Here is a 20,212-nt window from a genome sequence, read left to right as displayed (position 1 = left end):
GGCTGGCAGGACGTGGTGCTGCTGGAACGCAAGCAACTGACCTGTGGCACCACATGGCATGCGGCCGGGCTGATCGGGCAATTGCGCGGCAGCCAGAATGCCACGAGATTGGCGAAATATTCGGTCGATCTCTATGTCAGGTTGGAGGCGGAGACCGGCATTGCCACCGGGATGCGGCAAAACGGGTCGATCACGGTGGCGCTGAGCGACCACCGCCACGAGGAGATCCTGCGTCAGGCGACGCTGGCGCGCGCCTTTGATGTCGAGGTGGCGGAAGTGTCACCCGATGAGGTCAAGGCGATGTATCCCCATCTGAACATCGCGGATGTGGTCGGCGCGGTGCATCTGCCGGGCGATGGGCAATGCGACCCGGCCAATATCACCATGGCGCTGGCCAGGGGCGCGCGGATGCGCGGCGCGCAGATCATCGAGGGGGTGAAGGTCACCTCTGTCACTGATGACGGCGCAAAGGTGACTGGCGTTGATTGGAACCGGAACGGCGAAGCGGGCCATATCGCCGCCGATGTGGTGATCAATTGCGGCGGCATGTGGGGGCGGGATCTGGCCGCGCAATCGGGCGTCACCCTGCCGTTGCACGCCTGCGAACATTTCTATCTGCTGACCGAGCCGGTTGCGGATCTCAAGCAAATGCCGGTGCTGCGGGTGCCCGATGAATGCGCCTATTACAAGGAAGACGCCGGCAAGATGATGCTGGGCGCGTTCGAGCCGCGCGCCAAGCCCTGGGGCATGAACGGCATCCCGGAAGATTTCGAATTTGACAGCCTGCCCGAGGATTTCGACCATTTCGAGCCGATCCTCGAGATGGCGATGAACCGGATGCCCCTGTTCGAAACGGCGGGCATTCACACGTTTTTCAACGGGCCGGAAAGTTTCACCCCGGATGACCGCTATTATCTGGGCGAAGCGCCGGAGCTGCGCGGCTATTGGGTGGCGGCGGGGTATAATTCGATCGGGATAGTGTCCTCGGGCGGGGCCGGCATGGCGCTGGCGCAATGGATCGAGGATGGCGCGCCGCCGTTCGATTTGTGGGAATCCGATATTCGCCGGGCGCAGCCGTTCCAGCGCAACCGGAAATATCTGCAGACCCGGGTCAGCGAGACTTTGGGCCTGCTCTATGCCGATCATTACCCCTATCGCCAGTTTGAAACCGCGCGCGGCATTCGCCGGTCGCCGATCCATGAGCACCTGAAGGCGCGCGGGGCGGTGTTTGGCGAAATGGCCGGTTGGGAACGCGCCAACTGGTTCGCATTCGAGGGCCAGGAACGCGAATATCGCTATGACTGGAAGGGGCAGAACTGGTTTGCCAATCATGCCGCCGAACATCTGGCCGTGCGCCAGGGTGTTGGCCTGTTCGACATGACCTCATTCGGCAAGATCCGGGTCGAGGGGCCGGGCGCGCTGGCGTTTTTGCAACGGCTCTGCGCGGGTCAGATGGATGTGGCGCCGGGCCGGATTGTCTATACCCAGATGCTGAACGCGCGCGGCGGCATCGAATGCGATCTGACCGTGACCCGGCTGAGCGAAACTCTGTTTTATCTGGTGGTGCCGGGGGCGACGCTGCAACGCGATCTGAACTGGTTGCGGCGCAATCTGGGTGATGAATTTGCGGTCATCACCGATGTGACGGCGGCCGAGGCGGTGCTCTGCGTGATGGGGCCGAAAGCGCGCGATCTGATGGTGGCGGTTAGCCCGAATGATTTTTCCAACGCCGCGCATCCCTTTGGATTTGCGCGCGAGATCGAGATCGGCATGGGGCTGGCCCGGGCCCATCGCGTGACCTATGTGGGCGAGCTGGGTTGGGAGATTTATGTGGCGACCGATCAGGCAGCCCATGTGTTCGAGGCGCTGGAAGTGGCGGGCGCGGATCTGGGGCTGAAGCTGTGCGGGATGCATAGTCTGGACAGTTGCCGGATCGAAAAGGGCTTTCGCCATTTCGGCCATGACATCAGTGATGAGGATCATGTGCTGGAGGCGGGGCTTGGCTTTGCCATCAAACCCGACAAGGGCGATTTCATCGGGCGTGACGCGGTGTTGGCCAAACGCGCCGAAGGGCTGGCCCGGCGGCTGGTGCAGTTTCGGCTGCAAGACCCCGAGCCGATGCTGTTCCACAACGAGGCGCTGATCCGGGATGGCAAGATGGTGGGCTATCTGACCTCGGGCAATTACGGGCATTTCCTGGGGGCTGCGGTGGGGCTTGGCTATGTGCCCTGCCCGGGCGAAAGCGCGGCCGAGCTGCTGTCCTCCAGCTATGAGATTGAAATCGCGGGCAAACGTCACCGTGCGGTGGCGAGCCTCAAACCCATGTATGACCCGAAATCCGAAAGGATAAGGATATGAGCGTTGATGCAGCCCCCGCCGCCGCCCGTGGTCGGCGCGCCGGTGGCCGGGCCGCCCGCAAGGCCCTGCGGTCGGCACCTTTGGCGGAAAATCTGCGCCCGGTGCGCGCCGGGCTGACCGGTGGCACATTCAAGCCGCTGAGCGAGGCCGAAGTGCTGCGCATCCACGCGGCCGCGTTGCAGGCGCTGGAGGAGATCGGGCTGAGCCAGGCCCCGCCTTCAGGCGTTGCAGCCATGGTGGCGGCGGGGGCCGTTCAGGGCGATGACGGGCGGCTGCGGTTTCCGCGCGCTTTGGTCGAGGATATGCTGGCCAGGGCGGCGCGTGGCATCACGCTGCATGGGCGCGATCCGAAACATGATCTGGAGCTGAGCGGTGCCCGGGTGCATTTCGGCACTGCCGGTGCCGCGGTCCATATGGTGGACCTGGAAAACGACGAATACCGGGAAACGACCACCGCCGATCTCTATGCCGCGGCCCGGATCGTGCAGCATCTGGACAATGTGCATTTCTTTCAGCGCCCGATGGTCTGCCGCGATATCGTTGATAATTTTGATATGGATATCAATACGATATTTGCCTCCTGCGCGGGCACGACCAAACATATCGGCACCTCGTTTTCCGACCCGTCACATGTGGCGGGCTGTTTTGATCTGCTGCATATGATTGCCGGTGGCGAGGCCGCGTGGCGGGCGCGGCCTTTCATGTCGAACAGCAATTGCTTTGTCGTGCCGCCGATGAAATTCGCCGAGGAAAGCTGTCTGGTGATGGAGGATTGCATCCATCGCGGCATGCCGGTGTTGCTGTTGTCGGCCGGGCAGGCCGGGGCCACGGCACCCGCGCCGGTGGCCGGCGCGATCGTGCAGGCGGTGGCGGAATGTCTGGCCGGTGTGGTCTATGTCAATGCCATCAGACCGGGCCATCCGGCGGTGTTCGGCACCTGGCCCTTTGTCAGCGATCTGCGCACCGGTGCGATGTCGGGCGGGTCTGCCGAACAGGCGCTGCTGACGGCGGGTTGTGCCCAGATGCATCATTTCTATGGATTGCCGGGGGGCGCTGCGGCGGGGATTTCCGACAGCAAGCTGCCCGATATGCAGGCCGGGTGGGAACAGGGGATCACCAATGTGATGGCGGGGCTGGCGGGGCTGAACATGGTTTACGAATCGGTTGGCATGCATGCCTCGCTGCTGGGCTATTGTCTGGAAAGCCTGGTGCTGGGCGATGATATTCTGGGTCAGGTTCTGCGCTGCGTGCGCGGCATTGATGTGACCGAGGACAGCGTGTCGATCGAGGTGATGCGGTCGGTCTGTCTGGAGGGGCCGGGGCATTATCTGGGATCGGAACAGACGCTTGCCCTGATGCAGACGGAATATATCTATCCCGCGATCGGCAACCGGATGAGCCCGAAGGAATGGGGCGAGGCGGGCAAACCCAGGCTGCTGGATGGCGCCACGGCCCGCAAGAATGCGATTCTGGAAAAGGCCGGCAGCACCTTGGCACCGGATCTGGATCGGGCCATTCGGGCGAAGTTCAATATCGTGATCTGAGCGGCGGGCCCATGGCAGGGGCGGGCCGCTTGCAATTCCTTTATGTATCCAATAATCCAGAAATATGGATAAGAAGAACGCTCTCGGCGCGCTTGCCGCACTTGGTCAGGAAACCCGTCTCGATGTGTTTCGCCTTTTGGTCGAAGCCGGGGAGGATGGCATTCTGGCCGGTGCAATTGCCGAGCGTCTGGGCGTGCGGCAGAACACCTTGTCGGCCAATCTTTCGATCCTGCTGAATGCGGGGCTGGTGCGAAACTCCCGCGAGGGTCGCGCCATTCGCTATTTCGCCGATATGGAGAAGATGCGCGCGCTGTTGTCCTTTTTGTTGCAGGATTGCTGCGGCGGGCGGCCCGAGCGCTGCGAGCCGGCGCTGGCCGAACTTGTCCGCGCCAGATGAGGATGACCGCGATCGGCCCTGCCTCATCGCAACAACAAATCCAATTCCCCCGATTCGAAAGGTAAGAAAAATGACTGATGTGGCGGTTGCCGATGCTGGTGGCATGGGCAGGTTCGAGCGCTGGCTGACGCTCTGGGTGGCGCTGGCGATGGTTTCGGGCATTGGCATCGGGGTGATTGCACCGGGGCTGGTTGCCGCGATTGCGGCGGCAGAGGTGGCGTCGATCAACCTGGTGGTCGCGGTGCTGATCTGGGCCATGGTCTATCCGATGATGGTCAGCGTCGATTTTCGCGCTGTTGCCGGTGTGGCGCGTCAGCCCAGGGGCCTGCTGATCACGCTGGCAATCAACTGGTTGATCAAACCCTTCACCATGGCGCTGCTGGCGGTTCTGTTTTTCGATTACGTCTTTGCACCCTGGATCGCGCCCGAAGATGCGTCGCAATATATTGCCGGGCTGATCCTGTTGGGGGCCGCGCCCTGCACCGCGATGGTGTTTGTCTGGTCGCAACTGACGCGGGGCGATGCCACCTATACGCTGGTGCAGGTGTCGGTGAATGACGTCATCATGGTGGTGGCCTTCGCGCCGATCGTGGCCTTGCTGTTGGGGGTGACCGAAATATCGGTTCCGTGGCAGACGCTGGTGCTGGCCACGGTTCTCTACATTGTCCTGCCGCTGATGGCCGGGCTGGCGACCCGGCGCGTGCTGGGCAGCGCCGAGGCAATCGAACGATTTACGGCGCGGGTGAAGCCGTGGTCGATCATTGGCCTGATCACCACCGTGGTGATTCTGTTCGGCCTTCAGGGGGGGGCCATCCTGAACCGGCCCACGGTGATCTTGCTGATTGCGGTGCCGATCCTGATTCAGAGCTATGGCATCTTTGCGCTGGCCTATGGGGCCGCCTATGTCCTGCGGGTGCCGCACCGGATTGCCGCGCCTTGTGCGATGATCAGCACCTCGAATTTTTTTGAACTGGCGGTCGCGGTGGCAATCTCGCTGTTTGGTCTGTCCTCGGGCGCGGCGCTGGCGACAGTGGTCGGCGTGCTGGTCGAGGTGCCGGTGATGTTGTCGCTGGTCGCCTTTGCCAACCGGACCCGCAACCGGTTTCCCGAAGCGGCCTGATCGCACCCTGCGCCGCCCCGGACGGATCGGGGTGGCGCGGGGTCTTTGGCGGGGCTCTGGCGCGGTGTCAGAAATCCAGGTTTTCGACGTTCAGCGCGTTTTGCTGGATAAATTCGCGGCGTGGTTCGACCACATCGCCCATCAGCTTGGTGAAGATGTCATCGGCCTCGGCATAATCATCGACCGTGACCTGCAACAAGGTCCGCGCCTCCGGGTCCAGCGTGGTTTCCCAGAGCTGGCTGGGGTTCATTTCGCCCAGACCCTTGTAGCGTTGCAGGCTGAGCCCCTTGGCCCCTTCCTCCAGGACGGCCGCCAGCAATTCGGTCGGCCCGTGGATCAACTGTTCGCGGTCCTTGCGTGCCAGATGCGAGGGGTCGCGGTAGACGCTGCGGCTGTCTTCGCTGACATGGGCCAGCTTGCGCGCCTCGCCCGAGCGCAGGACCGCGCCATCGAGCGTGCGAATCTCTTCGACGCCGCGCAAGATGCGGGACAGGCGGATGCCGTGATCCTGGGTGATCCGGCCCTGCCAGCCGCGTTCATATTCCGCCGCCACAAGGTCCAGCCGTTTGGCCACATCATTGGCCACAAGCTGCAGATCAGCGTCGGCGCGGCCCGCATCAAAGGCACCGGCAATCGCGGCCTGTTCCAGAATATGGCGCGGATAATGGGTCGGGAAGGCATCGAGGATGCGTTTGAAGGAGCGCGCCGCATCGACCACGCGGGCCAGATCGGTGCCGGCGATCTCTTCGCCGGTCTGCAGGCGCAGGATGGCCCCTTCGATGCCCATCTGCACCAGATAATCCTCAAGCGCGGCTTGATCCTTGAGATAGACCTCGGATTTGCCGCGCGCGACTTTGTAAAGCGGCGGCTGCGCGATGTAGAGATAGCCGCCTTCGATGATCTCGGGCATCTGGCGGAAAAAGAAGGTCAGCAGCAGGGTGCGGATATGGGCCCCGTCAACATCGGCATCGGTCATGATGATGATCTTGTGGTAGCGCAGTTTCTTTATGTCGAACTCATCGCGCCCGATACCGGTACCAAGCGCGGTGATCAGGGTGCCGATTTCCTGTGATCCCAGCATCCGGTCAAAGCGGGCGCGTTCGACATTGAGGATCTTGCCGCGCAGCGGCAGCACCGCCTGATCATGGCGCGACCGGCCCTGTTTGGCAGAGCCGCCGGCGCTGTCGCCCTCGACGATGAAAATCTCGGATTTGGCGGGGTCTTTTTCCTGACAATCGGCCAGCTTTCCGGGCAGCGATGCAATATCCATGGCCGATTTGCGCCGGGTCAGTTCGCGCGCCTTGCGGGCCGCCTCGCGGGCCAGCGCCGCCTCGACGATCTTGCCGACCACCACCCTGGCCTGGGCCGGGTTTTCCTCGAACCATTCCTGCAGTTTTTCGTTCATCAGCCCCTCAACCGCGGGGCGAACCTCGGAGGAGACCAGTTTATCCTTGGTCTGTGAGGAAAATTTCGGGTCCGGCACCTTGATCGACAACACGCAGGTCAGACCTTCGCGCGCATCATCGCCGGTGAAGGTGACCTTTTCCTTTTTCGCCAGACCGCTGGAATTGGCATAAAGGTTGATCGTCCGCGTCAGGGCACCGCGAAACCCCGCCAGATGGGCCCCGCCATCGCGCTGCGGGATGTTGTTGGTGAAGGGCAGCACGGTTTCATGATAGCTGTCATTCCACCACATCGCGACCTCGATCTCGATATCGTCGCGGGTGCCGGTGATGTAGATCGGTTCTTCCATCATGCCGGTCTTGGACCGGTCGAGATATTTGACAAATTCCTTGACGCCGCCCTCATAGAACAGCTCGGATTTCAGCGCGTCGGCGGGGCGCAGATCCTCCAGAATGATGCGCACGCCGGAATTGAGGAAGGCAAGCTCGCGCAGCCGGTTCTCCAGCGTCTTGAAGACGTAATCCAGGTTCGAGAATGTCTTGGTCGAGGCCAGAAAGCGGACCTCGGTGCCCTTGCGGCCATTTGCATCCCCGACGACCTCGAGATGTTTGACCGTGAAACCGCCCTCGAACCGGGCGTAATGTTCCTTGCCGTCGCGCCAGATGCGCAGTTCGAGCCAATCCGACAGGGCATTGACCACAGAAACGCCGACGCCGTGCAACCCGCCCGAGACCTTGTAGGAATTATCGTCGAATTTGCCGCCGGCATGGAGCTGGGTCATGATGACTTCGGCCGCCGAAACGCCTTCGCCCTCATGGATGCCGACCGGAATGCCGCGGCCATTATCGCGGACGGAAACCGAATTATCGGCATGCAAAGTGACGGTGACGGCATCGGCATGACCGGCCAGCGCCTCATCAATTCCGTTATCGACGACCTCATAGACCATGTGATGCAGGCCGGAGCCGTCATCAGTGTCACCGATATACATGCCGGGGCGTTTACGAACCGCCTCCAAGCCTTTGAGAACCTTGATGGAATCTGCACCATATTCAGCGGGTGCCTGCGCGTGTTCGGTCATGGATGACCCCTGTTATTCTTGCTGCTGTTTTATACGGGGGATGGGCGGGATTGTCACCCTTATGCGCAAGAATAAAGGCCTCTGGCAGGGTGATGACAGGCCGTCAGGAAACCGCGATCACCATGGCGACGCAGATCAGCAGCACGCCCGCCACCCGGTTGATGCGTTCCAGCGGTCCTGGCTGCCGGGGCGGCATGGAAGGCGCGCGACCGGGCCATATCGGTCACCCCAAATGTGATCAGCGTGATTGTTATGGTTGCACTCCCTTGATGGCCGATACGCCATTGCTTTCGGTTATTTCAAACCGCTGCGCGCGGCGGCCAAGATCGGCAAACAGCTCGGCCCCGGTGCCGGTCATCCAGGCCTGCCCGCCAAGGCCGCAGATCTCTTCGAACAGGGCCGCGCGGCGGATATCATCCAGATGCGCCGCGACCTCATCGAGCAGCACCAGCGGCGCGGTGCCCGTGTCCTCCTTCAGGGCGCGCGCATTGGCCAGAATAAGCGAGATCAACAGCGCCTTCTGTTCGCCGGTGGAACAATGGCGCGCCTCGGCCTGCTTGGCCACATAGATCGCGCCCAGATCGCTGCGATGCGGGCCGATCAGGCTGCGCCCGGCCATCATGTCGCGCGGGCGCGACGCGGCATGGGCGCTGGCAAAGTCATCGGCGGTGGTCAGACCTTGGCTGCCCTCGGCCTCGATCAGGGTAAGTTCGGCGGCGGGAAAGGCGGTTTCTGCACCGTCCTGCGCCCGTCGCAACCGATCCACCGCCTGCGCGCGATAGGCCAGGATGCGGGCGGCGGCATCAGACATCTGCGCCTCGATCGCCTCATACCACATGGTATCGCGGATCTGATCCCTGAGCAGGCGGTTGCGTTCGCGCATGGATTTTTCATGCGCCAGCACCGCATCGCCATGGTCGGGGAAAAAGCTCATGGTGATGCGATCCAGAAACCGCCGCCGCCCGTCCGCGCCCTCGATCCAGAGCCGATCCTGCGCCGGAACAAGCCAGACGATCCGCGCCAGAGCTGTCAGGGCCAGTTGCGGTGCGGGCTTGCCGTCAATGCGCAGGGTGCGGGCCTGGCCCGGCTCGGCCCCGGTTTCGACCTCATGGTCGCGGTGGCGGCCCTTAAGGTCGGCCTTGACCTTCCAGCCAAGCGCCTCGGGCCTTCGCGCCATTTCATCGGCCGCCGCCCGGCGCAGCCCGCGCCCGGGCGATAGCAGCGATACCGCCTCGAGAATATTGGTCTTGCCGGCACCATTGGGACCAAACAGCGCCACCGGGCGGCCATCGAGGTCAAGCCGGCCAAGCCGATGCGACCGGAAATGCGACAGGGCGAGGTGCCGGAGATAGATTCCAGCCATCCCGTTCCCTTTCCCTTTCATCTTGGCAAAAATACCTCCGCCGGAGGCATCAAAGTCGCAGGCAGCGCGCGGCCTTGTTCAGACTCGCATCGGCATCACGACATAGACGGCAGAAGTATCATTGCCTTCGCGCATCAAGGTCGGATCGCCGGAGGAATTGAACATGAACACGGCATTCTCGCGATCTACCTGGCTGGCAATTTCCAGCAGGTATTTCGCGTTGAACCCGATCTCAAGCCGTTCGTCGGAATAGGCCACGGTCAGTTCTTCCTGCGCTGCGCCGCTGTCAGGGGCATTGACCGACAGGATCAGGCGATCCTCGTCCAGGGCCAGCTTGACGGCGCGCGACCGTTCCGAGGAGACCGTCGCCACCCGGTCCACGGCTTTGGCAAATTCGGCGGCATCAACTTCCAGCCGCCGCGTATTGCCGGTGGGAATGACGCGGGTGTAATCGGGGAAGGTGCCGTCGATGACCTTTGATGTCAGCGTGATATCGGGCGTGGCAAAGCGGATCTTGGTATCCGAGACCGACACTGCGATGGTCATGTCATCGTCATCCAGCAGCTTGCGCATCTCGCCCACCGTCTTGCGCGGCACGATCACGCCGGGCATGTTTTCGGCCCCCGGTGGCAGGGCGGCATCGACCCGGGCCAGGCGGTGGCCATCGGTGGCCACGCAGCGCAGCACCCGCCCGTTTTCGCCATCGGCCACATGCATGTAGACACCGTTGAGGTAATAGCGGGTTTCCTCGGTCGAGATGGCGAATTTCGATTTGTCGAACAGGCGGCGCAGCACGGTGGCGGGGGCCGAGAAATTGGCGCTGTATTCCGAGGTCGTCATGACCGGGAAATCTTCGCGCGGCAATGTGGCCAATGAGAAGGATGAGCGCCCGGCATTGACCTCCAGGCGCCCTGACATGCCGTCATCGGCCAGTTGCACCAGCGCGCCGTCGGGCAGTTTGCGCACGATCTCGTGCAGGGTGACGGCCGACACCGTGCTGGCCCCGGCGCGTTCGACCTGGGCCGGGGCCTTGTCGAGCACCTCGATATCGAGATCGGTGGCCCGGAAGCTGGCGGTATCGCCTTCGGCCTCGATCAGCACATTGGCCAGAATCGGAATGGTGTTGCGCCGTTCGACGACCGATTGCGCCTGCGAGACGGCCTTCAAGAGGGCGGCGCGTTCAATACTGAGTTTCATGTCCTGGCTCCGGCGATAGGCGGGGCGGCGAGCCTACCCGACCGGCAGTCACGCACAAGTGTTTTGTTGGAGTTTCTCGATAGCGGCGGCGGCGTCAATGGGCAAGCGGGTTGAAATCAGCTGTGTGGTGCGGCTAGCGCATGGTTTGGGCGGTATTGTGGGGCTTCGGGCCTGCGGCGCGCTACGGGCCGGTCCTGGTGGCGGCACCGCCCCATGGCGGGGGCGGCACTGTTTTGCGGCGGTGGATTTGAGTATTTGGACAAAGAAGAAGGGCAAGGGGTGCCCGTATTCAGGCCTCCAGCATCCGGCGTAGCAATTCGGCATCCTCGGCGATCTGGCTGTCCAGCGTGATCAGTTCCTCGATCTTGCGCACCCCATGCAGGATGGTGGTGTGATCACGGCCGCTGAATTTGCGCCCGATCTCGGGCAGGGACCGGGTGGTCAGCTTCTTGCACAGATACATCGCCATCTGGCGCGGCCGGGAGATATTGCGGGCGCGGCTCGGGCTCATCAGATCGGTCTGGCGCAGGTGATAATGTTCGCAGGTCTTTCTGATGATCTGATCCATCGTGACCTTGCGGTCGGTGGCGCGCAGGATATCGCTGAGGCATTCCTGTGCCATATCCATCGTGATCTCGCAGCCGATCAGGTCGGAGAAGGCGAAGAGGCGGGTCAGCGCGCCTTCGAGAACGCGGATATTGGAGGAGATGCGATGCGCAATGAATTCCAGCAGGCCCGGCGCGATTTTCAGATCCGGGTGGCGGTCGCGTTCGGTCTCGACCTTTTGTTGCAGGACGCCCAGGCGCAATTCGTAATCTGTGGGGTGCAGATCAACCACCAGCCCGCATTGCAGACGCGATGCGATGCGGTTGTCGAGCTTGTCCATATCCACCGGCGCACGATCGCCTGAAATGACGATCTGTTTGCCCAGTTCGATCAGCGCATTGAACGTGTGAAAGAATTCTTCTTGGGTGGAGTTCTTGCCCGCGATGAATTGCACATCGTCGATCATCAGCACGTCGATCGAGCGGAAGGTTTCCTTGAAGCTGATCGTATCCTGATCGCGCAGGGCGCGGATGAAGCGATACATGAATTGTTCGGCCGAGAGATAGACCACCTTGAGCAGCGGCTGACGTTGGCGCAATTCCCAGGCGATGGCATGCATGAGATGCGTTTTGCCAAGGCCGACGCCGCCATAGAGGAACAGCGGGTTGAACGACACGGTGCCGCCTTCGGCCACCCGCCGCGCGGCGGCATGGGCCAGTTCATTGGGTTTGCCAACCACGAAATTGGTGAAGGTCAGATTGGGGTTCAGCGTCGATTCCGGCATCTCACAGGCTGCGGTCCGCAGCGCTGGCGCGCCGGTTCTTGCCGGGGTTCTTGCCGGGGTCGGCATTTTGGTCGGGGCGGAATTGGCATTGACCGGAGCCAGGGGCCCGCTGTCTGCGTCAACGGCGAAATGCACCCGGTCAACCGACAGGCCGGCCGAGATCAGGTGACGCAGGATGACATCGGAAAAATGCTGCGTCACCCAGGTGCCGATGAAATTGGTGGGAACATGAAAATGTGCGGTGCGGTCTTTGACGGCGTTGAAAGTGATCGGTTCGATCCATGCCGAGAAGTTGTTCTTGCCAACCGATTTCAGCAATTCGCCCCGGACGTGAGCCCATGTATCTTGTGTCATTCTGTTCCCGTTTTTTCATTTGACGCTGACCCTGAACACCACAAGGCGGGCCGGCGCGAGCGATGCGTGCGCCGCCCTGGTTATACTTCTTCGTCACAGCTGGTCAGACAGTCATCGGGTCCGCGCGCCTGGCTTTTGTGCCGTTATCGACACGATTATTGCCCCGCCAGGAGCCGACCCGTGGGCAGGCTGTCCGGGTTGGGACAGCCTGAAAAACAATCACCATGGATACGTCATTGCCAGCCCCGGAACACGCAGATTCCGGAGTGATTGGGCACGACGCCTCGCAAGGCAATGGTCTTTGGACATTCGGAGCTTTGCCGGGCCGGACGTTATGCCCGACCACCGACAAACCGATATGACGTTGCGGGATGATCTTCTATCCCCGTCACTCATTTTCCGACTGCAGACGATTTGGCGGGTTTCCACCGATATGTCCGACCCGAATTTGCGGCATGGCAGCGCCTTGCGGGATCGGCAGATTTAATCGTGTCGCAGCGTTATGTCCCCCCAGACTATGTGAATCGCTAAGACCCAAGCTAGCGGGACTCTGGCGGGTCTCGCAATCAATCATTGCGCTTGACTCAGGGCTTGGCGGAAACGAATCCCGGACCGGCCTGATAACCCTGCTGAAGGACAGGGAATTTTCAGAAAAGAAAAAAGGCGCCCCGGATGGGACGCCTTGCAAACAAGGGGTTTGAACCGGTTTTCAGCTCGTCAAAGCCTTAACCCGTGCCGATAGGCGCGAAATTTTTCGTGCAACGGTGTTCTTGTGCAACACCCCCTTGGTGACGCCCCGCATCAGCTCGGGCTGAACCTCCCGCAGAGCCGTCTTGGCGGCGCCCTGGTCGCCGGATTCGATGGCTTCCTCGAGTTTGCGCAGATAGGTGCGGATGCGCGACCGGCGCGCCTTGTTGACGGCATAGCGGGCTTCGTTCTGGCGGGCGCGTTTTTTGGATTGGGGTGAATTGGCCATGGTCTTCAGCTTCCCTTTGTGGGGTTCATGTAAATGTCAGACGCGCGCGCGTTGCCCCACACCGGGTTTTGGAACCGGCCGAATCTGGTCAAAGCGGACCGCACACGCATGTATCGGGCGCATCTAAGCGATTACGCGGCGAAAGAAAACCCGAAAATTCGGGGGCCGGCCTACTTGTCGCGGAACTGTGCTTCGCGTTTTTCCAGAAAGGCGGCCATGCCTTCCTTTTGATCCTCGGTCGCAAAGAGCGAATGAAACACCCGCCGTTCAAAGAGCAGGCCCTCGCTCAGGGTTGTTTCATAGCTGCGATTGACCACTTCCTTGGCGGCCATGGTCGCTGCCATGGATTTCTCGGCGATCTTTGCGGCGGCCCCCATGGCTTCGTCCAGCAGCTTCTTGGCGGGAACCACGCGGCTGACCAGGCCGCTGCGCTCGGCCTCTTCGGCATCCATGAACCGGCCCGTCAGGTTCATGTCCATGGATTTCGATTTACCGACGAACCGGGTCAGGCGCTGGCTGCCGCCCATGCCCGCGATGACGCCCAGATTGATCTCGGGCTGGCCGAATTTGGCGTTATCGGCGGCGATGATGAAATCACAGGCCATCGCCAGTTCGCAGCCACCGCCAAGCGCGTAGCCCGCGACGGCGGCGATGATCGGCTTGCGGATCCCCATCAGGCGGTCACTGGAATCGGCAAACAGGTTTTCGGCAAAGACATCGACAAAGCTCTTGTCCGCCATTTCCTTGATATCCGCCCCGGCGGCAAAGGCCTTGTCAGATCCGGTAATGACGATGCAGCGCACCTTGTCATTGGCATCCGCAATCTCCAGCGCGGTGCATAATTCACCCAATAGCTGCGTGTTCAGCGCGTTCAGGGCATCGGGGCGATTGAGCTTGATCAGGCTGATATGGTCGCTGCTGTCGATGATCAGGGTTTCGTAGGCCATGTCGGTCCGTCCCGGTGCTGTTGTCCTCAGATCGGCAGGGTTAGCACCCCTATCGGTCGGTTCAAGCTATCTTTGACAGCTGGGGCAGTAAAAACTTGATCGCCCCGCCTGCACGATCCGGCGGATTTCCGCGCGGCACCCCGGCGTCAGGCAGGGCGCGGCTTGGCGGCCATATACCTGAAAACTATGCTGGAAATAACCCAGTTCGCCATCCGTCCGGCGGTAGTCGCGCAAGCTGGAACCGCCTGCGGCAATTGCGTCATTCAGGACATCGCGAATTATCGGAACCAGGGCGGCGGCACGGGCGGGCGCGATGCGACCGGCCAGCCGTTTGGGCGAAATCCGGGCGCGATAGAGCACTTCGCAGACATAGATATTGCCCAGACCGGCAACGATTCGCTGATCCAGCAGCGCCGATTTGATCGGTGTCCTGCGCCCGGCCAGCGCGCCCGCCAGATAGGGGCCATCAAAGGCATTGCCCAAGGGTTCGGGGCCGAGGCTGGCAAGCAGCGGGTGGCTGTCGGCCTGGGCGGTGGCGATCAGGTCCATCGCGCCAAAGCGGCGGGTATCGTTGAAGGTGATGCGGGTGCCGGGGTCCATATCCAGAACCACATGGTCATGTTTCGCAGGCTCCGGCAGCGCGTCGAAGAAGGCCGCGGCGGTTTGATCGGCGGCCCTGGTGGCGATCAGCATCCGGCCCGACATGCCAAGATGGATCAGCAGCGTTTCACCACTATCCAGATCGGCCAGGATATATTTCGAGCGCCGCCTGAGGCGGTGCACCCGCGCGCCGGTCAGCCGGCGGGCCATGTCCTTCGGAAATGGCCAGCGCAGATCGGGGCGGCGGATATCGGCCCGCAATATCCGCGCGCCTTCCATCACCGGGGCAAGCCCGCGGCGCACGGTTTCAACTTCGGGAAGTTCGGGCATCCGCCCCTCATCATTTGTGTCGCGCCGGATGCTGCCCCGGTTTGGCTCTGGCAACAAGGATTCGAACAGCGATGGCTGCGGCAATTGATGGTTTGCCCCTTCGGGTGCAAAGGTATACCTCCGATCTCGACCAAATCAGGGCGATCAGGTGATGAACGGCGACACAGGCAAGACAACGCATTTCGGGTTTCGGACCGTGGGCGAGGAGGAAAAGGCCGGCATGGTCCATGGCGTCTTTTCCAATGTCGCCTCGAACTATGATGTGATGAATGACGCCATGTCGATGGGCATTCACCGGATCTGGAAAGACGCGATGATGGATTGGCTGGCCCCGCGCGATGGCCAGCGCCTGCTGGATGTGGCGGGCGGCACCGGTGATATTTCGTTCCGGTTTCTGCGCCGCGCGCCGCAGGCCAAAGCCACCGTTCTGGACCTGACCGAACCGATGCTGATCGAGGGCCAGAAACGCGCCGAGGCGGAAAGTTTCGCCGACCGGCTGGATTGGGTGGTGGGCGACGCCATGGCGCTGCCATTCGAGTCGGGCAGTTTCGATGTCTATACGATCAGTTTCGGCATCCGCAACGTCACCCGCATTGCCGATGCGCTGGCGGAGGCGTTTCGCGTTCTGAAACCCGGTGGCCGGTTGATGGTGCTGGAGTTCAGCAAATTGCCCAATGCGGGGCTGCAAAGCCTGTATGATCTGTATTCGTTCAATGTGATTCCGCGCCTGGGGCAGGCGATTGCCGGCGATCGTGACAGTTATCAGTATCTTGTCGAAAGCATCCGCAATTTCCCCGATCAGGAGATCTTTGCCGGCATGATCCGCGAGGCCGGGTTCAGCCAGGTGAAATACCGCAATCTCAGCATGGGCATTGCCGCCCTGCATTCCGGCTGGAAGATCTGAGCGATGCGCGGCCCGCATAATATCTGGCGGCTGATCCGCACCGGGGCCACCTTTGAGCGCACCGGCGCGATGAAGGTCGCACTTGAGGCGATGAGCGCGCCGCCCGCGGTGCGGATCGGTGCGCGCATTCTGGGCTGGCCGTTCAAATGGCTGGGGCTGAAGGGCGATGTGGATCTGCCGCCCGTGACCCGCGCCCTGACCGCGCTTGGCCCGGCCTATATCAAATTCGGGCAGATCCTGTCGACGCGGCCCGATGTGGTGGGCGAGGAACTGGCAAACCAGTTGCGGGTATTGCAGGACAAGCTGCCGCCATTTGATACCGATGCCGCCAAACGCATGGTTGCGGCCGAACTGGAAGCGCCGCTGGAGGAGCTGTTTTCGGAGTTTTCCGAACCGGTTGCCGCCGCCTCGATCGCGCAGGTGCATCGGGCGCGGTTGCGCGAAACCGGGCAGGATATGGCGGTCAAGGTGCTGCGGCCCAATATCGAACGCGCCTTTCAGCGCGATATCGACGCGTTCTACCTGATTGCATGGGGGGTCGAGACGCTGTCGCCCGCGTCGCGCCGGTTGCGCCCGCATGATGTGGTTGAACATTTCGAGGGCGTGGTGCTGAAGGAGCTGGACCTGCGCATCGAAAGCTCTGCCGCGGGTGAATTCGCGTCCAATACGCAAGGGGATGAAGGGTTCACCGTGCCCGCCGTCAACTGGTTTCTGACCTCGCGCCGGGTGATGACCCTGGACTGGGCAGAGGGCGTATCCCTGGGCGATATCGCGGCGATTGATGCCGCCGGGCATGATCGGAGCGTGCTGGCGGAACGTGTGCTTCAGATGTTTTTGCGCCACGCGCTGCGCGATGGCTATTTCCATGCCGACATGCATCAGGGCAATCTGAAGGTGAATGCGGGTGGTGAGATCGTGGCGCTGGATTTCGGCATCATGGGGCGCTTGGATGAATATACCCGCCGGGTCTATGCCGAGATCCTGATGGGTTTTATCCGGCGCGATTACCGACGTGTGGCCGAGGTCCATTTCGAGGCCGGATATGTGCCCGCCGACCGTGATGTCGGGGAATTTGCACAGGCGCTCAGATCGGTGGGCGAGCCGATATTCGGCATGAATGCGACCCATATCTCGATGGCGCGGCTGCTGAGCTATCTGTTTGATGTGACAGAACAGTTTGGCATGGAAACCCGCACCGAGCTGATCTTGCTGCAACGCACCATGGTGGTGGTCGAGGGCGTGGCCCGCTCGCTCGATCCCAATATCAATATCTGGAAATCGGCCCGCCCGGTGGTTGAATCCTATATCACCGAGAACCTTGGCCCCAAGGCCATGTTGCGCGATCTGGCGCGCACGGCGCGGATTCTGTCGCGCTTTGGCCCGCGCCTGCCGCAAATGGCCGAGGCTGCGCTGCTGGGTCAGGCCAAGACCCTGCCGGCGCATCCCGGATCACGCATGCGCGACCGCATTGCGGGCCTTCTGGTCGGGGCCGCTCTGGCCGCTGCCGGCATTGCGCTGTGGAATTATTTCGGCTGACCCGACCGGGAGACCCCCATGACCGACCCCAATGCCGCGATGCGGGCTGACCTGATCCGGATCTTCATGGCGGGCGTTGCCGCCGCTGACCCTGTGGCCGCTGTCGACCGGGCGCTTCGTGAAAGGCCGCTGCCGGTGCCAACGGGCGGGCGGTTGATCTTGCTGGCGATCGGCAAGGCCGCGCATGGCATGTTGAAAGCGGCCCGCGCGCATGTGGCCGAGGGCGTTGCGCCGCTGTGCCTGGCGGTCACCAATTATGAGAACCATATCGAACTGGCCGGGGTGCAGTGTTTTGCAGCGGGCCACCCGGTGCCGGATGAAAACGGGCTGCGCGCGGGTGCGGCTGTGGCCCGGATCGTGGCCGATGCCGGCGCCGGCGATCATATCGTGGCGCTGATTTCGGGCGGCGGATCGGCGTTGTTGCCGGCCCCGGTCAATGGCATCACGCTGGATGACAAGGCGGCGGTGAACCGGCTGCTGCTGGCCTCGGGTGCCGATATCGAAGACACCAATATCGTGCGTCAGGCCCTGTCGGCCCTGAAAGGTGGCGGGCTGTTGCGGCTGGCGGCCCCGGCGACCCTGCGCAGCCTGATCCTGTCGGATGTGGTGGGGGATGATCTGCGCGTCATCGCCAGCGGCCCGACCATTGCCCCGATCAGCACCCGCGAAGGCGCGCGCGCGGTGCTACTGCGGCTTGGCATCTGGGATCAGATCCCGCAGGCGGCGAAAACCGTGCTGTTGCACGACCTGCCGCAAGCCCCGCTGCCCGACGCGGATGCAACCCTGATCGGATCGAACGCCATCAGCCTTGCGGCGATGGCCGCGGCGGCGGCTGACCGCGATATGGTGCAGGTTGCCAGGCCGCTGACCGGCCCGGTCGCGCAGGCCGCGCAAACCGTGTTGGATGCCGCGCGCAATCTGCCCCCTGGCACCGGCCTGCTGTTTGGCGGTGAAACCACCGTGATCCTGACCGGCGACGGGCGCGGCGGGCGCAATCAGGAACTGGCCCTGCGGGTTGCTCTTCTGGCCGAAGAACAGGGGTTTGACGGCAATTGGATGTTTCTGAGCGGCGGCACCGACGGGCGCGATGGCCCGACCGATGCGGCCGGCGCAGTGGTGGACCCGACCACATTGGCCCGGATGCGCGCCGCCGGGGCCGACCCGGTGGCGCATCTGGCAAATAGCGACAGCTACGCGGCGCTTGCGGCGTCAGATGATCTGTTGATCACCGGGGCCACCGGCACCAATGTGGCCGATCTGCAGATATTCTGGAAACTCTGAAAATTCCCCGAACAGTCCGGGCGCGGGAAAAAGCGGAAAAAAAGAGTCGGCGGCGGCGGTTTTTGAAGGCATAGTATCTCCAATAAATTTTGTATTAGGGAGTTTTCGCGTGCCGAAGCCGCTTGGTTTCAGGGCTATTTTGCTATCCCTCTTGCTGTCGTTTCTTGCAGGAATTGCCTTTGCGCAGAGCGATGGCGCGACGCGGGTGGCGCTGGTCATCGGCAATTCCGGCTATGACGCGAACCCGCTGATCAACCCGGTCAATGACGCGGTCGATATGGCCGCCCGCTTGCAGGAGATCGGGTATCAGATATATGGCGACGGCCCGATGCTGGAACAGGATCTGCGCGGCCTGCGCGTGGCGATCCGCGATTTCACCCGCAGCCTCAACCCCGGTGATCTGGCCGTGGTCTATTATTCGGGGCATGGCTTTGAATATAATGGCATAAATTACCTGATCCCGATTGATAACGCAGAGATCCAGTTTGCCGAAGACGTGCCTGACTGGTCCTATCCGACCCCCCGTTTGTTGCAGCGTATCGCGGCCACCGGGGCCACCGCTGTGATCATTCTGGATGCCTGCCGCAACAATCCGCTGCCGGATCGCGGCGGCGCGCGCGGGGCGGCGGGCGGCGGCGGGCTGGCCAGAATGGAAACCCCTGCCGGGGCCTCGGCCTTTATCATGTATTCGGCCGGCCCCGGGCAGACCGCCTCGGATGGTGAGGGCCGCAACGGGCTGTTTACCGCGGCCCTGCTTGCGGCGCTGGAGGATCCGTATCGGCGCATTGACGACATCATGTATGAGGTCTCGTTTTCGGTGCGCAATGCCACTCAGGGCCGTCAGGTGCCTTGGCTGGAATTTGCCTTTGCCGGTGAGATCCCGCCGCATCTGCAAACCGGCAATGACGCGGCTGGCCGCAATGATCTGCCCGAAGGCGGGCCAGGCGGCGGTAGCGGCAAGCCCGGGCGCGGCATTCTGTCGGCGGGCGTGCCGCTTTATGGAGCACTTGGCCTTGACGGCCCGCCGCCGCCGGGCGGGTTGCGAACCGATCTGTTGGCGGGCGGCTATGAGGATGCGGCGCAACTGGGCGGGGCCTGTCAGGGTTTTGTGGCCAGCAACCCCGATTTTCAGATGACCTGGACCAAAGCGATCGGCCCGGTCACCCTGAGATCCCAGAGCGATGCGCCGACAATGATGGTGATGTTTGGCCCCGATCAGGCCTGGACCTGCGCCACAGGCCCGCCGGATGGCAACCCGGCATCGCTGGTTCTGAACGGGGCTGCCGAAGGGGTGTATCGGATCTGGGTGGGCACGGTGCAGCAAACCGCTATTGCACCGGATGCGGTGCTGGTGATTGAAGCACTGGCACCGATAGCAGGCCCGATTGCCATGACGCTCAAAGATCGGGGTCAGGGCCGGAACAGGGCACCGGGTGAGGCCCGCGAGGATTTGAATTGACAAGGCTGGCGGTGGCCTGTGCACCGCCCGG

15 protein-coding genes are annotated in these 20,212 nt (G+C 62.4%); 8 read left to right on the top strand and 7 right to left on the bottom strand.

The window, feature by feature from the left end:
* The 4 genes from ACW8PS_RS06825 to arsB all read left to right on the top strand — a co-directional run.
* Window positions 1–2,358: GcvT family protein (locus ACW8PS_RS06825; protein ID WP_491526578.1), on the top strand; the 2,358-nt coding region annotated here is incomplete at its 5' end.
* Entirely contained in the window at window positions 2,355–3,902 is a 1,548-nt protein-coding gene (locus ACW8PS_RS06820; RefSeq protein WP_491526577.1) for a trimethylamine methyltransferase family protein, read from the top strand. The genes ACW8PS_RS06825 and ACW8PS_RS06820, both read left to right, overlap by 4 nt.
* 64 nt (window positions 3,903–3,966) lie before the next feature.
* On the top strand, window positions 3,967–4,299 hold the full coding sequence (locus ACW8PS_RS06815; RefSeq protein WP_491526576.1) for an ArsR/SmtB family transcription factor: 333 nt from the start codon (window positions 3,967–3,969) through the stop codon (window positions 4,297–4,299).
* Window positions 4,300–4,402: 103 nt separating this feature from the next.
* The gene (arsB, locus tag ACW8PS_RS06810; protein WP_491526580.1) at window positions 4,403–5,419 is read left to right on the top strand and encodes an ACR3 family arsenite efflux transporter; all 1,017 of its coding nucleotides are present in this window, start codon (window positions 4,403–4,405) and stop codon (window positions 5,417–5,419) included.
* A 67-nt stretch (window positions 5,420–5,486) separates the two neighbouring features.
* On the opposite strand, the gene gyrB is transcribed toward arsB, so the two are convergent.
* The 7 genes from gyrB to mutM form a co-directional block, all read right to left on the bottom strand.
* Window positions 5,487–7,904, bottom strand: a complete 2,418-nt coding sequence (gene gyrB, locus ACW8PS_RS06805) for a DNA topoisomerase (ATP-hydrolyzing) subunit B (RefSeq protein WP_491526575.1) — start codon at window positions 7,902–7,904, stop codon at window positions 5,487–5,489.
* Window positions 7,905–8,154: 250 nt separating this feature from the next.
* On the bottom strand, window positions 8,155–9,267 hold the full coding sequence (gene recF / locus ACW8PS_RS06800) for a DNA replication/repair protein RecF (protein WP_491526574.1): 1,113 nt from the start codon (window positions 9,265–9,267) through the stop codon (window positions 8,155–8,157).
* A gap of 78 nt (window positions 9,268–9,345) precedes the next feature.
* A complete protein-coding gene (dnaN, locus tag ACW8PS_RS06795) occupies window positions 9,346–10,464 on the bottom strand; it encodes a DNA polymerase III subunit beta (RefSeq protein WP_491526572.1) in 1,119 nt (372 codons plus the stop codon).
* A 289-nt stretch (window positions 10,465–10,753) separates the two neighbouring features.
* Complete coding sequence (gene dnaA / locus ACW8PS_RS06790) at window positions 10,754–12,148, bottom strand: chromosomal replication initiator protein DnaA (protein WP_491526571.1); 1,395 nt, start codon at window positions 12,146–12,148, stop codon at window positions 10,754–10,756.
* Between the two features lie 709 nt (window positions 12,149–12,857).
* Window positions 12,858–13,124 (bottom strand): 30S ribosomal protein S20, encoded by a 267-nt coding sequence (gene rpsT, locus ACW8PS_RS06785; RefSeq protein WP_491526570.1) that lies wholly within the window; start codon window positions 13,122–13,124, stop codon window positions 12,858–12,860.
* Between the two features lie 170 nt (window positions 13,125–13,294).
* Window positions 13,295–14,071: an acryloyl-CoA hydratase gene (gene acuK, locus ACW8PS_RS06780; protein ID WP_491526569.1), complete on the bottom strand. Its 777-nt coding sequence runs from the start codon at window positions 14,069–14,071 to the stop codon at window positions 13,295–13,297.
* A 66-nt stretch (window positions 14,072–14,137) separates the two neighbouring features.
* Window positions 14,138–15,001, bottom strand: a complete 864-nt coding sequence (mutM, locus tag ACW8PS_RS06775) for a bifunctional DNA-formamidopyrimidine glycosylase/DNA-(apurinic or apyrimidinic site) lyase (RefSeq protein ID WP_491526568.1) — start codon at window positions 14,999–15,001, stop codon at window positions 14,138–14,140.
* Window positions 15,002–15,152: 151 nt separating this feature from the next.
* Here mutM and ubiE point away from each other — a divergent pair, with 151 nt between their 5' ends.
* The 4 genes from ubiE to ACW8PS_RS06755 all read left to right on the top strand — a co-directional run bounded on the left by ubiE (window position 15,153) and on the right by ACW8PS_RS06755 (window position 20,181).
* Window positions 15,153–15,905 (top strand): bifunctional demethylmenaquinone methyltransferase/2-methoxy-6-polyprenyl-1,4-benzoquinol methylase UbiE, encoded by a 753-nt coding sequence (gene ubiE, locus ACW8PS_RS06770; protein ID WP_491526567.1) that lies wholly within the window; start codon window positions 15,153–15,155, stop codon window positions 15,903–15,905.
* Between the two features lie 3 nt (window positions 15,906–15,908).
* The gene (gene ubiB / locus ACW8PS_RS06765) at window positions 15,909–17,441 is read left to right on the top strand and encodes a 2-polyprenylphenol 6-hydroxylase (protein ID WP_491526566.1); all 1,533 of its coding nucleotides are present in this window, start codon (window positions 15,909–15,911) and stop codon (window positions 17,439–17,441) included.
* Window positions 17,442–17,459: 18 nt separating this feature from the next.
* Window positions 17,460–18,722: a glycerate kinase type-2 family protein gene (locus ACW8PS_RS06760; RefSeq protein ID WP_491526565.1), complete on the top strand. Its 1,263-nt coding sequence runs from the start codon at window positions 17,460–17,462 to the stop codon at window positions 18,720–18,722.
* Window positions 18,723–18,831: 109 nt separating this feature from the next.
* Window positions 18,832–20,181, top strand: a complete 1,350-nt coding sequence (locus tag ACW8PS_RS06755) for a caspase family protein (protein WP_491526564.1) — start codon at window positions 18,832–18,834, stop codon at window positions 20,179–20,181.
* The last annotated feature ends 31 nt before the right edge of the window (window positions 20,182–20,212 follow it).

Source organism: Alterinioella sp. (assembly GCF_058343375.1).
The sequence above is the reverse complement of the archived record's forward strand: the minus strand, read 5'-3'. Positions and strand labels throughout refer to the sequence as shown.